This is a genomic window from Streptomyces marokkonensis, from assembly GCF_039539045.1.
GTDB classification, from domain to species: domain Bacteria; phylum Actinomycetota; class Actinomycetes; order Streptomycetales; family Streptomycetaceae; genus Streptomyces; species Streptomyces marokkonensis.
The window spans coordinates 24,724-38,093 of the sequence record NZ_BAABCQ010000066.1 but is presented as its reverse complement, the minus strand read 5'-3'; the positions used below and the strand labels follow the sequence as shown (position 1 = coordinate 38,093).

12 protein-coding genes and 1 pseudogene are annotated in these 13,370 nt (G+C 69.0%); 8 read left to right on the top strand and 5 right to left on the bottom strand.

Features of this window, described 5'->3' with window-relative positions:
* Positions 1 to 41: 41 nt before the first annotated feature.
* Complete coding sequence (locus ABEA26_RS18230) at positions 42 to 392, bottom strand: zinc ribbon domain-containing protein (RefSeq protein ID WP_345593575.1); 351 nt, start codon at positions 390 to 392, stop codon at positions 42 to 44.
* A gap of 6 nt (positions 393 to 398) precedes the next feature.
* Here ABEA26_RS18230 and ABEA26_RS18225 point away from each other — a divergent pair.
* Positions 399 to 539: pseudogene (locus tag ABEA26_RS18225) on the top strand (IS200/IS605 family transposase); the annotation flags it as partial.
* 340 nt (positions 540 to 879) lie between these two features.
* Here ABEA26_RS18225 and ABEA26_RS18220 read toward each other — a convergent pair.
* Positions 880 to 1,416, bottom strand: coding sequence for an HNH endonuclease (locus ABEA26_RS18220; RefSeq protein ID WP_345593570.1), 537 nt, complete (start codon positions 1,414 to 1,416; stop codon positions 880 to 882).
* A 329-nt stretch (positions 1,417 to 1,745) separates the two neighbouring features.
* Here ABEA26_RS18220 and ABEA26_RS18215 point away from each other — a divergent pair, with 329 nt between their 5' ends.
* Positions 1,746 to 2,843: a mechanosensitive ion channel family protein gene (locus ABEA26_RS18215; protein ID WP_345593574.1), complete on the top strand. Its 1,098-nt coding sequence runs from the start codon at positions 1,746 to 1,748 to the stop codon at positions 2,841 to 2,843.
* 86 nt (positions 2,844 to 2,929) lie between these two features.
* Here the strand turns inward: ABEA26_RS18215 and ABEA26_RS18210 are convergent, their stop codons facing one another.
* Genes ABEA26_RS18210 through ABEA26_RS18200 form a run of 3 tightly spaced genes read right to left on the bottom strand, consistent with a single transcriptional unit; the run spans position 2,930 to position 6,089 of the window.
* The gene (locus tag ABEA26_RS18210) at positions 2,930 to 3,418 is read right to left on the bottom strand and encodes a hypothetical protein (RefSeq protein ID WP_345593568.1); all 489 of its coding nucleotides are present in this window, start codon (positions 3,416 to 3,418) and stop codon (positions 2,930 to 2,932) included.
* Positions 3,419 to 3,459: 41 nt separating this feature from the next.
* Entirely contained in the window at positions 3,460 to 5,589 is a 2,130-nt protein-coding gene (locus ABEA26_RS18205; RefSeq protein ID WP_345593567.1) for a hypothetical protein, read from the bottom strand.
* 47 nt (positions 5,590 to 5,636) lie between these two features.
* Complete coding sequence (locus ABEA26_RS18200; RefSeq protein ID WP_345593565.1) at positions 5,637 to 6,089, bottom strand: hypothetical protein; 453 nt, start codon at positions 6,087 to 6,089, stop codon at positions 5,637 to 5,639.
* Between the two features lie 338 nt (positions 6,090 to 6,427).
* Between ABEA26_RS18200 and ABEA26_RS18195 the strand changes: the two genes are divergently transcribed.
* The 6 genes from ABEA26_RS18195 to ABEA26_RS18170 all read left to right on the top strand — a co-directional run bounded on the left by ABEA26_RS18195 (position 6,428) and on the right by ABEA26_RS18170 (position 13,184).
* Positions 6,428 to 7,645, top strand: coding sequence for an ROK family transcriptional regulator (locus tag ABEA26_RS18195; RefSeq protein ID WP_345593564.1), 1,218 nt, complete (start codon positions 6,428 to 6,430; stop codon positions 7,643 to 7,645).
* A gap of 86 nt (positions 7,646 to 7,731) precedes the next feature.
* Positions 7,732 to 9,075 carry an ABC transporter substrate-binding protein gene (locus tag ABEA26_RS18190; RefSeq protein ID WP_345593563.1) on the top strand — a complete coding sequence of 448 codons (1,344 nt, stop codon included), beginning with the start codon at positions 7,732 to 7,734 and terminating at the stop codon, positions 9,073 to 9,075.
* 6 nt (positions 9,076 to 9,081) lie between these two features.
* Entirely contained in the window at positions 9,082 to 10,026 is a 945-nt protein-coding gene (locus tag ABEA26_RS18185) for a carbohydrate ABC transporter permease (RefSeq protein WP_345593562.1), read from the top strand.
* Entirely contained in the window at positions 10,023 to 10,913 is an 891-nt protein-coding gene (locus tag ABEA26_RS18180; RefSeq protein WP_345593561.1) for a carbohydrate ABC transporter permease, read from the top strand. The genes ABEA26_RS18185 and ABEA26_RS18180 overlap by 4 nt, the downstream gene beginning before the upstream one ends.
* A gap of 43 nt (positions 10,914 to 10,956) precedes the next feature.
* Positions 10,957 to 12,222, top strand: coding sequence for a 6-phospho-beta-glucosidase (locus ABEA26_RS18175; RefSeq protein WP_345593560.1), 1,266 nt, complete (start codon positions 10,957 to 10,959; stop codon positions 12,220 to 12,222).
* Positions 12,213 to 13,184: an N-acetylglucosamine kinase gene (locus ABEA26_RS18170; RefSeq protein WP_345593559.1), complete on the top strand. Its 972-nt coding sequence runs from the start codon at positions 12,213 to 12,215 to the stop codon at positions 13,182 to 13,184. The genes ABEA26_RS18175 and ABEA26_RS18170 overlap by 10 nt, the downstream gene beginning before the upstream one ends.
* The last annotated feature ends 186 nt before the right edge of the window (positions 13,185 to 13,370 follow it).

The window sequence follows — 13,370 nt, the reverse complement described above, 5'->3', positions numbered from 1 at the left end:
AAACGCGCCGAGTCAATCAAGGAACACCAAGCCCAGCGAGGTTAAACGCCAAGCTGAGGGGGCGGGCTTGGAGGTAGTGCCCGGCTGGCTGCTGGGGTGGACTCCTCCGTCCGGACACCCCGTTGTGGGGTGGCAGGGACGCGTGACTCACGCCCCGCATTCCTCACGCTTTCGCCACGGGTGGCGATGCTGTGGGAAGCATTCCGGTCGGCGTGGGCAACGACCCCGCACCCCCGGCAGATGAAAAGCCCCTGGCCGACACGGTTGCGCTTGCCGACGTGGCCGCTCTCGGCGCACGTCTGCGACGTGTACGCGGGTTCAACGAAGACCAGGGGGCACGTCTGCCCGCTCGGCCTTGTGGACGATGAAGTCCGGGAGCCGGATCCCGGCACACCCCCAAGTACCGGCGCGGGCCATTCACCGACGAACTCCTTGGGCGCTGCGAAGAGGTCATGCACGACGTGTGCACCGACTTCGGCGCAAAGCTGCGGGAGTTCAACGGCGAACGCGATCACGTCCACCTGCTCGCGCACTACCCGGCGACAAGAGTTCCCCGGCCAAGGAGTACATCGAGAAACCAGAAACGTCCCAGCCAAGGTCAACAGCGCAGACCCATGCACCCGCGCGGGTCAGAGCAGCGTTGAAGAAGCGCTTCCTCCCGGGCGTGAACGCCCGGGGTTCCGCGCCAGATCATGCTGAAAAGCGTGAACGATCGACGGCGAACGTCCTTTTGACGCTCAAGTGAGCGGCGCGAGGACAGAGAGGCGGGAAAGTTCACGCTTTGGGGAAGGCGCGTCGCCCCCAGGAGGCTCCACCACGCCCCGCGCCGGAGGTGACTCCGACACCGACCGGCCCCACGGCGGACAGAGGCCCGGACCGTCAGGCGGAAATGCCGTCGATCCGGGCCATCGCGTCCTCCGCGCCGTACGGCTGCAAGTACGGCAGCCAGCGCGGGTCCCGGTGCCCCGTGCCGATGATGCGCCAGGCCAGACCGGTGGGCGGGGCGGGTTTGTGGCGCAGGCGCCAGCCGATCTCGCCGAGGTGACGGTCGGCCTTGACGTGGTTGCAGCGGCGGCAGGACGCCACCACGTTGTCCCACGCGTGCAGGCCCCCGCGACTGCGCGGGATGACGTGGTCGACGCTGGTGGCGGCGGCACCGCAGTACATGCAGCGGCCCCCGTCGCGGGCGAAGAGCGCCCGCCTGGTGAGCGGGACGGGCCCCCGGTAGGGAACCCGCACGAACCGCTTGAGCCGGACCACGCTGGGTGCGGGCACGGTGACGGTCGCGCTGTGCAGATGGGCGCCGGACTCCTCGAGGCATATGGCCTTGTTCTCGAGGACGAGGACGAGCGCGCGGCGGAGCGGTACGACGCCGAGTGGCTCGTACGACGCGTTGAGAACCAGGACATGCGGCACGGATGCCTCCTTGTACGCCGGCGGCGCGTGGCTCGCGCCGGGACGATCCGTAGTCAGTCTCCCCTCATGCCTGGTGGAAGCGCCACCATGTCCCGGTAACGGGCTGGGAGTGTTTTCGACCACACGGAGTTCATCCCCAGGACGGTGACCTGTTCAAGCGCGGGTGAGTACCGTCTCTCCCGCCCATTTCGGGGCGATCCGCGCTCGGTGCCCCGTTAGTGTGGTGCACCTGTCCGTCCGGTGACCTTTCCGTGACCTCGGGCCGGGCCCTGGACCGGCCCCAGGACCGGACCCGTGAGAACGGGCCGCCGCTTCTGGAGGTATCCGCCGTGTCCCTGTCCGCCGCCGTCCTGATGGCCGCCGGTTCGTCGCCGTCCCCGACGCCGTCCCCGACGGCCCCGGCGATGCCCTCGCTCCAGGAGGCCCACGAGAGCGCGTCGAACGCCGCCGGCTGGGTCGAGGAGAACTGGTCGACGTGGCTGGCGATCGGGCTGCGGGTGCTGCTGATCGTGGTGATCGCGACGGTGCTCAGAGCGGTGGTGCGACGGGCGATCACCAAGCTGATAGACCGGATGAACCGCAGGCCCGGGTCGGGCGGCGGCACCGCGCTGAGCGGGCTGCTGGTCAACGCCGAGCGGCGCCGTCAGCGCTCGGAGGCCATCGGGTCCGTACTGCGCTCGGTGGCCAGCTTCGTCATCCTCGGTACCGCGGCCCTGATGGTGCTGGGCACCTTCCAGATCAACCTGGCGCCGCTGCTGGCGTCCGCCGGTGTGGCGGGCGTGGCGATCGGCTTCGGCGCCCGAAACCTGGTCACCGACTTCCTCTCCGGTGTCTTCATGATCCTGGAGGACCAGTACGGCGTCGGCGACAGCATCGACGCGGGCGTGGCCTCGGGTGAGGTCATCGAGGTCGGGTTGCGGGTGACCAAGCTGCGCGGCGACAACGGCGAGATCTGGTACGTCCGCAACGGCGAGGTCAAGCGGATCGGCAACCTCTCCCAGGGCTGGTCGACGGCCGGCGTGGACGTCACCGTCCGCTCCGACGAGGACCTCGACAAGGTCAAGGAGACCATCGCCGCGGTCGGCGAACGGATGAGCAAGGAAGAGCCCTGGAACGAGATGCTCTGGGGCCCGATCGAGGTGCTCGGCCTGGACTCCGTACTGCTCGACTCCATGGTGGTGCGGGTCTCCGCGAAGACCATGCCCGGCAAGGCCCTCACCGTCGAGCGCGAACTGCGCTGGCGCATCAAGCGGGCCTTCGACGCTGCCGGCATCGCGATCGTCGGCGGCGCCACGGTAGCGCTGGAGGGCGCCCCGGCAGCCGCCGACCCGACGGCGGGTGTCGCAGCACCCTCCGCCTACGCCAGCACGGTGTCCCCGCAGTCCATCGCGGCGTCTCCGATCCCGCCGCCGAGCACCGCCAAGTAGCGGCCCCGGACGGCCCGCTCACGGTGGTCATCCCTCCTCGCGGCCTGCGCGCCAAACTCCATGAACCTCGATCCGCGCCTCCCCGTCTACTTCTCGCAGCCTATTCCCTTCTTACCGACCGGCAAATACGACGTCGCAAAGCGTTCCAGCTCGTCTCGCAGATCCATGGCCTCACTGCTCGGCATGTTCATATCGATGTCGAGCACATGACTCTTCTTCCCCTCCCCGCACGGAGTGACGGCGATGAATTTCCCGTCGGCGATGACCGCATTGGTCACACCCTTGGCCTTCTGCGGATTCCGGAAAGCACTCACATCCCGCGCATGCTCAAGCGCGTCGAACGAGTTTTGACCACTGTATTCCACGATGTAAAGAGCGGCCTTTCCGTCCACCGACACCGTGCACCGCGCGTACTCGTCCTTTCTCGGGGACTGGGGCTCGGCCTTCACGTCATCGCCGTCCGGCAGCAATGGAGCCGTGAGTTCGGGCGTGATCGCGACACCGCAGAGCTGCTCGGGAATCGCGTAGCTCTTGTCGTTGCCGCATGCCGACAGACCGACGGCCAGGACCGCCACCGACGCTCCCGAGAGAACGATTCTGCGGAATATCCTAACGATCATTGAGGCCCAATACCTGCAATCCTGTTGGCGGTGCTGTTTCCGTTGAAGGCGGAGTTTCCGATGGAGTCCTGACGCAGATACTCGTTCCCTTCCTGCGAGAGTCGATGGTCAGGATGCTCCGCGCTCCACTCGTCCCCCAGGGCCTGCAAATACCCTTGCCGTGACTGGAAATTCTGAGTGTTGTCGATGGCCGCCTCGTCGTCGATGCGCTGCTGTTCCTCCAGCTGCCAGGCATAGGCCGCCGAGTCCACACCGCGTTGGAGCGCGTCACCCACCACCGGAACAAAGTTCGCCACTCCACCGAACCCGTGATAGCCCCACTTGGCGGGCCAGGACGGGTCGTCCTTGTCGGTGTCGATCGCCTGGTAACGGGCGGATTCCATGAAACCGACCGTTTGCCCCGCCCGCTTGAGCTCTTCCTCGGGATCGCCTTGGTGCTCGGCATGGATATCGGTGATGATCGCCTGGTTCACGCCCTCCGTCAGGAGACCGTAGGCGTTCTGATCCCGAGAGACCTGTTTGGACACTTCCAACAGGTCCTCGTAGTTCAGCGGGCTCGCCGCGGTGTCCAGGGAACTCGCCGACTGGTGGACTTCGTCTCCCCAGTTCCCCAGGAGCAGCGCCATGTCGTCCCGCAGTTCGGGCGGAAAGTCGTCGCCCTTGCCGGACAGGCGCCCCAGAGCGCCCTCCAGAACCTGCCGCTGCGGGTCGGTGTGCTCGTACGAGGTCAGGACGTGCGGCTGGTCCGGGTTGAGGCCGGTTCCCGCCGCCAGCAGCGCCTTGCCCAGCGCGTCGCGGGACTGTGTCGTGCCGTCGCCCTGACCGAACGGGTCGTCCTCGTCGTAGAACTCGCGGTCCTTGAGGAGGTAGTCGGCCCAGTCGTCGTCGTTGAAGAGCTTCGTCGCGACGTCGGGGTTGTGGGAGACCGCCTTGAGGTATCCGCCCATGGGATCGGTGCCCGGCCGACCGAAGTCCCCGTCGGCGTCCTTGCCCGTGTAGTCGAGCTGGGCCGCGATTCCGGGGTTGCCCCAGATCGCCTCCGGCTCGAAGGGCTTCTTCTTCTCCTCGAAAGTGCGCAGGGCGTCGCCGTACTCGTTCAGGAAGTCGCTGTCGAACTTCCCCTTCACCATGAGGTTGCTCATGATCTGGAAGCCGTACGGCTTGACCATGATGCCCTCGTGCCCGAACTGCTTGCCGCCGGCGGCGATGATGTCCCGCTTCCACGCCTCCATCTCGGGGGAGTGGCTGTGTGACGCGTTCGCCAAGGACATGCTGAGGTTCTGTTGCGCCTGCCCCAGCAGCTTGGCCCGCTCTCCCTCGGGCGTGTTGCCCTGGCCCGGGTCGGCCAGGTCGCGCCAGAACTGGAGGGTCCCGTCCGCCCCGAGGCCGGTGGCGAAGGTTTCGGTGAAACCGGGGTTGTCCCGCTGGTCCTCCAACATCTCGTTGAAGCGGGCCAGTTTCTCCTCACTCCACTCGTCCACGTGCCCCTTGCCGATCTCCCTCCTCCAGTACTCGGCGTCCGCTCTGCCTTGCGCGCGGTCCGCCTCCTCGACCGAGTCGGCGCCCTTCTCCGTGAAGTCGTACTTGTTCTTCACCAGGGCACGCAGGGCGCGGGCGACGACCCGGTCGGTCTCACTCGCCTCCGTGAGGATCTTGTTGATCCTGCGCTGGGCGACGTCGAGCTCCTCATCGGTCGGCTTGTGGATGTCGTCGCTGCTTCCGGCCGCCGCGCCGGAGGGAACCGACGCGATGACGCTGCCGTTCCCGTTGACGTAGATGTTCCGTTTCGCCAGGTCGTCGATGGCGGTGCGCAGGTCCGCCTTGTGCTTGACGAAATCGGAGTGAGCGCCTTGGAGCAGGCCGTGCACGCTCTTCGCTTCCGCGGCGGCGTCCGAGAACTGCTTCGCCGTCTTGGTGACGAACTCCCGCGAGACGGTGGCGTTGACGCCCTTCCAAGTCGCCGCGTTCGCCTTGCTCCTCAGGCCCTCGCCGCTGACCTGGCCGCCGTCACCCCCGGTGGCGAGTTTCTCCAGCCGACCGGTCATGGTCTTCCAGTCGTCCACGGCGGTCTTCAGACCGCCCAGTCTCAGATCGGTGAGCTCTTGGACGGTGAGCGTGTCCGCCACGTGTGATCAGTCCCCGTTGTCCGTGCGTGGTGTTCCGCCGGCAGGCGTCAGTGGAAGTAGTCGTTGATGCGCGAGGGTGTCAACAGGTCGCCTGCCGCGTTTCTCATGCCCGCCTCCACGTAGGCCTCGTCCTTCGAGTGTTGGGCCCGGGTGAAGTCCAGGTGATTGGAGATGTGCGCGCAGGCCTGTTTCAACGTGCCGAGCTGGGTGTTCCACCCGTCGTGCACCTCGAGCAGCGCTGCTCCCATGTCCAATCCGTCGTTGAAAAGGGAGTTGGACGCGGTGAACGTGCTCGGCCGTGCGAGGTCACCATCCGTCGACACCTGCGACAGCAGGTCGTACGCCATGTTGCCCAGTTTGCCCAACTCGTCGTCGTGCACCACCAGGTCGCCCGGTGCGGTGTCACCGCCGACATTGGCCGGCAGTTGATTCAACTGCATGTGCGCCGACTGACTCTGAACAGCCTCGGTCTTGATGCGCTCCCACTCGTCCCACGCCATCCGGCACTTCCTCCCCGTACGCGTTCGCGATGGGCCCGGCGGTTCCGTGCCTGCGCCCCAACACCTCGAATATTCCTACCATGTGCTACTCGCGCCGCCTGGGCTCCCCTTCGATAGCGGTGGCGTCGGGCTCCGAGCGTCATCGGGCAGCGGGCGTCGCGCTCGTCCTTTGCGAGGGGACCGATCGCCCTGCCCCGGAGCGGGCTCTTGACGGTTCCTCCGTGCAGTCCTACGTTTCTCGACCAACAGGAAGCTTTCCTGACAGATGTGGATCGCTACGGTGAACTTCCCCACCGCGCGCTGAAAAGCTGAGCGGCGAGAGGCAGGTGTGGACACGCATGGCAGGAACCGTCGGTACGCCGGGCACCCCGAGCGTCCTGCGCGCCATGAACGACCGGGCCGCCCTGGATCTCCTGCTGGAGCACGGGCCGCTGTCCCGTACCCGGATCGGTAAACTCACCGGACTGTCGAAGCCGACCGCCTCCCAGCTGCTGGCCCGCCTGGAGGCGGCGGGGCTGGTCCTGGCGGGTGGTACGACCGAGGGCCGCCCCGGACCCGGCGCCCAGCTCTACGAGGTCGACCCGGCCGCCGCGTACGCCGCCGGAATCGACGTCACCCCGGGCCGCGTCCTCGCCGCGGTCGCCGACGTCACCGGGCGCACGGTCGGCCGGCACGAGCTGCCCACCCCGGGCCGCCGTGCCGCCGTCCCGGTCGTCCAGCAGGTCACCGACGCCCTCGACGGCGCGGCGAAGGCCGCCGGACTCGCCAGGGGCGACGTCCACCGCGTCGTCATCGGCACCCCGGGCGCCTTCGATCCGGGCACCGGACGGCTGCGCTACGCCTCCCACCTGCCCGGCTGGCACTCCCCGACCCTCCTCGACGAACTCGCCGCCGCCCTGCCGATGCCGGTCGAGTACGAGAACGACGTGAACCTCGCCGCCGTGGCCGAGCAGCGCCTCGGCGCGGCCCGGGGCCACGAGGACTTCGTCCTGCTGTGGAACCAGGAGGGGCTCGGCGCCGCCCTGGTCCTCGGCGGCCGGCTGCACCGCGGCTGGACCGGCGGCGCCGGCGAGGTCGGGTTCCTGCCCGTGCCGGGAGCCCCACTGGTCCGCAAGGTCAGCCGTACGGGCAGCGGTGGCTTCCAGGAGCTGGCCGGCTCCCAGGCCCTGCCGGGGCTGGCCCGGGAACTCGGCGTCGATTCCGTGCCCTGCGGGTCGTACGTCGAGGTGGCCGCCGCCCTGGTCGCCCGGGGCGCCCGGGCCGACGAAGACAACGACCCGCACCGCCGCCTGCTGCGGACCTATGCCACTCGCCTGGCCACCGGCCTGGCCTCCCTCGTCTCCGTCCTGGACCCCGAGCTCGTGGTCCTGAGCGGCACCTCGCTCACCACAGGCGGTGAGGCGCTGCGCGCCCTGGTCCAGGACGAGCTGGAGGAGCTGGCAGCGTCCAGGCCCCGGCTCGCCGTCGGCGACGTGACCGAACACCCCGTCCTGCGCGGCGCGCTGGAGAGCGCGCTGGCGACCACCCGCGACGAGGTCTTCGACACCTCGCGCTGACCCCGCGCCCCCCTCGGCTTCACTCCGCGCACCCCCGTCCCGCACCACCACTCCGTCCCGCCACGCCTGCCTCAGGGAGATCCGCCATGCCCGGAATATCCAGAAAAGCAGCTCTCGCGGTCGCCGTCTCCGCCTCTCTCACCCTTCTCGCCACCGCCTGCACCGGTCAGTCCGACACCGGAGCCACGGACGATCCGAACGCCGGGACGACCATCACCTTCTGGCACGGCTGGAGCGCGCCCGCCGAGGTGAAGGCCGTACAGGCGAACGTGGACCGCTTCGAGAAGGCGCACCCCAATATCAAGGTGAAGGTCGTCGGCAACATCAACGACGACAAGCTCAACCAGGCCCTGCGCGCGGGCGGCTCGAAGGGACCGGACGTGGTGTCGTCGTTCACGACCTCCAACATCGGCAAGTTCTGCTCCTCGGGCGCCTTCCTCGACCTGAAGCCGTTCATCGAGAAGTCGAAGCTCGACCTGGACGCGCTCATCCCGAAGCCGATGCTGGAGTACACGCAGTTCGAGGGGACCCGCTGCGCCCTGCCGCTGCTCGGCGACGCCTACGGCCTCTACTACAACAAGGACGCATTCGAGGCGGCCGGGATCGAGCAACCGCCGAAGACCTGGTCGGAGTTGACCGAGGTGGCGAAAAAGCTGACCAAGGCGAAGGCCGGCGGCGACGGCTACGAGCAGCTCGGCTTCATGCCGAACTACCACGGCTACGAGACCGTCGTCGACCACTACATGTCCCAGTGGGACCACGCCTACTTCGACGAGGACGGCAAGTCGAACGTTGCCGAGGATCCGGCCTTCGCGGAGATGTTCACGTACCAGAAGAAGCTCGTCGACGACCTCGGCGGCTTCGACCGGCTGGAGAAGTACCGCAACACCTTCGGCGACGAGTGGGGCGCGAAGCACCCCTTCCACACCGGTCAGGTGACCATGCAGCTCGACGGCGAGTGGCGGCTCGGCATGGCGAAGGACGCGGGCGTCGACTTCGAGATCGGTACCGCTCCGATGCCCGTCGCCGACGACGAGGTGGACGAGTACGGCAAGGGCTTCCTCTCCGGCACCGTCATGGGCATCGCCCCGCAGAGCGAGAAGCAGAACGCCGCGTGGGAGCTGGTGGAGTACATGACGACGGACACCGGGGCGGTCGTGGCCTTCGCCAACGCCATCCGCAACGTGCCCTCCACGTTCCCGGCCCTGAAGTCACCCGACCTGACGACGGACCCGGCGTTCAGGACCTTCCTCGACATCGCCCAGCACCCCGAGTCGAACTCCCCGCCGGCCTCCGTCAACGGCGCCACGTACCAGCTGACTCTCCAGGACTTCGGCTACCAGTACGAGTCGGGCAAGGTGAAGGATCTGAAGGCCGGGCTGGAGAAGACCGCCGCGCAGATCGACCGCGACATCGAGCAGACGAAGTAGCGGTCCGTGACCACGAACACTCTCCGCGCGAAGCGCCGGTCCTCGGCGCTTCGGACGGTGGCCTTCATGTCACCGTGGATCGTCGGGTTCGGCATCTTTTTCGCCTATCCCATGGTGTCCACCGTCTACTTCTCGCTGATGAAGTACGACGGCTTCGGCGTCCCGGAGTTCCGGGGGCTGGAGAACTGGGCGTACGTCTTCCAGGACTACCCGATGTTCTGGCCGGCCCTGCGCAACACCCTCTGGCTCGTCCTGGTGATGGTGACCTGCCGCGTCGTGTTCGGACTCGGGGTCGGGCTGCTCATCACGAAGATCAGGACGGCGACGGGTGTCTTCCGCACCCTTTTCTACCTGCCCTACCTCGCCCCGCCGGTCGCCGCGACGCTGGCCTTCGTCTTCCTCCTCAACCCCGGCACCGGCCCGGTCAACTCCGTCCTGGAGGGCCTCGGCGTACCGGCGCCCGGCTGGTTCACGGACTCCGCGTGGTCCAAGCCGGCGCTGACCGCGCTCGCGCTGTGGGGCGTGGGCGACCTCATGGTCATCTTCATGGCCGCGCTGCTCGACGTACCGAAGGAGCAGTACGAGGCGGCCGAGCTGGACGGGGCGTCGGCCTGGCAGCGGTTCCGGTTCGTCACGCTGCCGAACATCTCGCCCATCGTGCTGTTCGCCGTGGTCACGGGCGTGATCCAGACGATGCAGTACTACACGCAGCCACTGGTCGCGGGAAAGGTCGCCTCCGGGATCATCGGCGGCTCCGGCCAGTCCTTCGAGCCGGGCTACCCGGACAAGTCGACCCTCACCCTCCCCCAGCTCGTCTACAACCTCGGCTTCCAGCGCTTCGACTACGGCTCCGCCTGCGTGGTCGCCCTCGTGCTGTTCGCGCTGGCCATGGCGTTCACGGCGCTGCTGATGCGCCGCCGGGGCGGTCTGATCCAGGCAGGTGAACGATGACCCGGGTACGGGAACGACCCGTGGTGGCTGTTACGCCCCCGACCGAACAGCGCACCGCCAGACGGCGCGTCCTGCTGGAGTGGATCGCCGTCCACTGCCTGGGCGTGGCCGCCGCGCTCTTCTTCGTCCTGCCGTTCGTGTTCGTGGTGCTCACCTCGCTGATGAGCGACCAGCAGGCCCTCACCCGCGACCTGTGGCCGCACACCTGGGAGTGGGGCAACTACCGCACGGTCCTGGACACGCCCGGCTTCCTGACCTGGTGGAAGAACACGCTGCTCTACGCCGGTCTGGGCACCGTCCTGACCGTCGTGTCGTCCGTCCCCGTGGCGTACGCGCTGGCCAAGTTCCGCTTCCGGGGGCGGCATCTGTCCCTGATGCTGGTGATCTCGATGATGATGCTGCCCCCACAGGTGGTCATCATCCCGATGTACCTGTTCTGGGCGAAGCAGCTGGACCTGTCGGGCACGCTCTGGCCGCTGATCATCCCGATGGCCTTCGGTGACGCGTTCTCCATCTTCCTGCTGCGGCAGTTCCTGCTGACCATCCCGGACGAGTACCTGGACGCGGCGCGGGTGGACGGCTGCGGGGAGCTGCGCACCCTGCTGAAGGTCGTCCTGCCGATGGCGAGACCGGGCATCGCGGCCGTTGCCCTCTTCCAGTTCTTCTACGCCTGGAACGACTACTTCGGCCCGCAGATCTACGCATCGGAGAACCCCGGCGCCTGGACCCTCTCCTACGGACTGGAGTCCTTCAAGGGCGCCCACCACACCGACTGGAACCTCACCATGGCCGCGACCGTGCTGGTCATGGCCCCCGTGATCCTCGTGTTCTTCTTCGCGCAGAAGGCGTTCGTCGAGGGCGTCACGCTGACCGGAGTCAAGGGATGAACAAGGAGACGGGCAAAGGGATGAGCGAAGGGATGACGGCTGTATGAAACTCACCGTGGTCGGCGGCGGTTCGACCTACACGCCCGAACTCGTGGACGGGTTCGCCCGGTTGCGGGACACGCTGCCGGTCGAGGAACTCGTCCTCGTCGATCCGGCGCCGGACCGGCTGGAGCTGGTGGGGGACCTCGCCCGCCGCATCTTCGCCAGGCAGGGCCACGACGGCCGCATCGTCACCACCCGTGACCTGGACGCGGCCGTGGACGGCGCCGACGCCGTACTGCTCCAGCTGCGCGTCGGCGGCCAGGCGGCCCGCGAGCAGGACGAGACCTGGCCGCTGGAGTGCGGCTGCGTCGGCCAGGAGACGACCGGCGCGGGCGGCCTGGCCAAGGCGCTGCGCACCGTTCCGGTGGTGCTGGACATCGCCGAGCGGGTCCGCCGGGCCAACCCGGACGCCTGGATCATCGACTTCACTAACCCGGTCGGCATCGTGACCCGCGCCCTGCTCCGGGCCGGGCACCGGGCGGTCGGCCTGTGCAACGTGGCGATCGGACTGCAGCGCAAGTTCGCCGCGCTGCTCGGGGTGGCACCCGCCGACGTCCACCTGGACCACGTGGGCCTCAACCACCTCACCTGGGAGACCGGCGTCCGCCTCGGCGGCCCCGAGGGCGAGGACGTCCTGCCCCGGCTGCTGGCCGAGCACGGGGACGCCGTCGCCGCCGATCTCCGCCTGCCCCGGCCCCTCCTCGACCGCCTGGGCGTCGTCCCCTCCTACTACCTGCGTTACTACTACGCCCACGACGAGGTGGTCGGGGAACTGCTCACCAAGCCGTCGCGGGCCGCCGAGGTGGCGGCGATGGAACGGCGACTGCTGGAGATGTACGCCGATCCGGCCCTGGACGAGAAGCCCGCCCTGCTGGCGAAGCGGGGCGGCGCCTACTACTCGGAGGCGGCCGTGGACCTGGCCGCAGCCCTGCTCGGCGGCGCGGGCTCCCCGTACCAGGTGGTGAACACCTACAACCGGGGCACACTGCCCTTCCTCCCCGACGACGTGGTGATCGAGGTGCCGGCCGCGGTGGGCCCGAAGGGGGCCGCTCCGCTACCGGTGCCGGCCGTGGACCCGCTGTACGCGGGGCTGATGGCGAACGTGACGGCGTACGAGGACCTGGCCCTCGACGCGGCGCTGCGCGGCGGCCACGACCGGGTGCTGCGGGCACTGCTCGCCCACCCGCTCGTCGGGCAGTACGCGCAGGCCGAGCAGCTCACCGACCGGCTGATCGCGCACAACCGGGAGCACCTGGCGTGGGCCTGAGCGCGAGTCTGCTCGCCGTCGACGCGGGCAACAGCAAGACCGACGTGGCGATCGTGGCGGCCGACGGGGAGGTACTCGCCACGGCCCGCGGCGGGGCCTTCCGGCCACCCGCCGTTGGCGTCGAACGAGCGGTGGACGCCCTCGGGGAGGCGGTGACGCGGGCCTTCGCGGCGGCGGGCGTCGGCTCCGTCGAACACGTCTCGGCGTGCCTGGCCAACGCGGACCTGCCCGTGGAGGAGGAGCAGCTGGCCGCCGCGCTGCACGCGCGGGGGTGGGGCGCGAGGGTGGACGTACGCAACGACACGTTCGCCGTCCTGCGGGCGGGTGTCGACGAGCCGCTCGGCGTCGCCGTGGTCTGCGGAGCCGGCGTCAACTGCGTCGGCATGCGCCCCGACGGCCGCACCGCCCGTTTCCCGGCCATCGGGCGCCTCTCCGGCGACTGGGGCGGCGGCTGGGGCCTGGCCGAGGAGGCGCTGTGGCACGCGGCGCGGGCGGAGGACGGCCGGGGCCGGCCCTCGGAACTGGCCCGCACCCTGCCGGCCCACTTCGGGCTCGGCTCGATGTACGCGCTCATCGAGGCCCTGCACCTGCGGCACATCGAGCCCGTACGGCGCCACGAGCTGTCCCCCGTGCTGTTCGCCACGGCGGCCGACGGCGATCCGCTCGCCCGGGCGGTCGTCGACCGGCAGGCCGACGAGGTGGTGGCCATGGCCACGGTCGCGCTGACCCGGCTGGACCTGCTCGCCGGACGGACACCCGTCCTGCTGGGCGGCAGCGTCCTGGCGGCGCGGCACCCGCAGCTCGACGACCGGATACGGGAGCTGCTGGCGGACGTCGCCCCCGAGGCCGTACCGCGGGTGGTGACGGCACGGCCGGTGCTGGGCGCGGTGCTGCTGGGGCTGGACCGGGCGGGGGCGGCCCCCGAGGCCCACGCGCGGGCGCGGGCGCACTTCACCGCCTGAGGAGCCGCCCGTCCACGGCTGGAGACCCGGTCCACAGGCCGGCGGGGAGGGAACCGACCCGGTTCCGGTGGCGTGTTCATGGGCAGGGGTGGTGTGGTGCGAAGCACCGTGATCGGAACACCGTGATCGGAACACCGTGATCGGCGTGACCGGCGTGACCGGAGCACCGGCGGCGGAACACCCGGA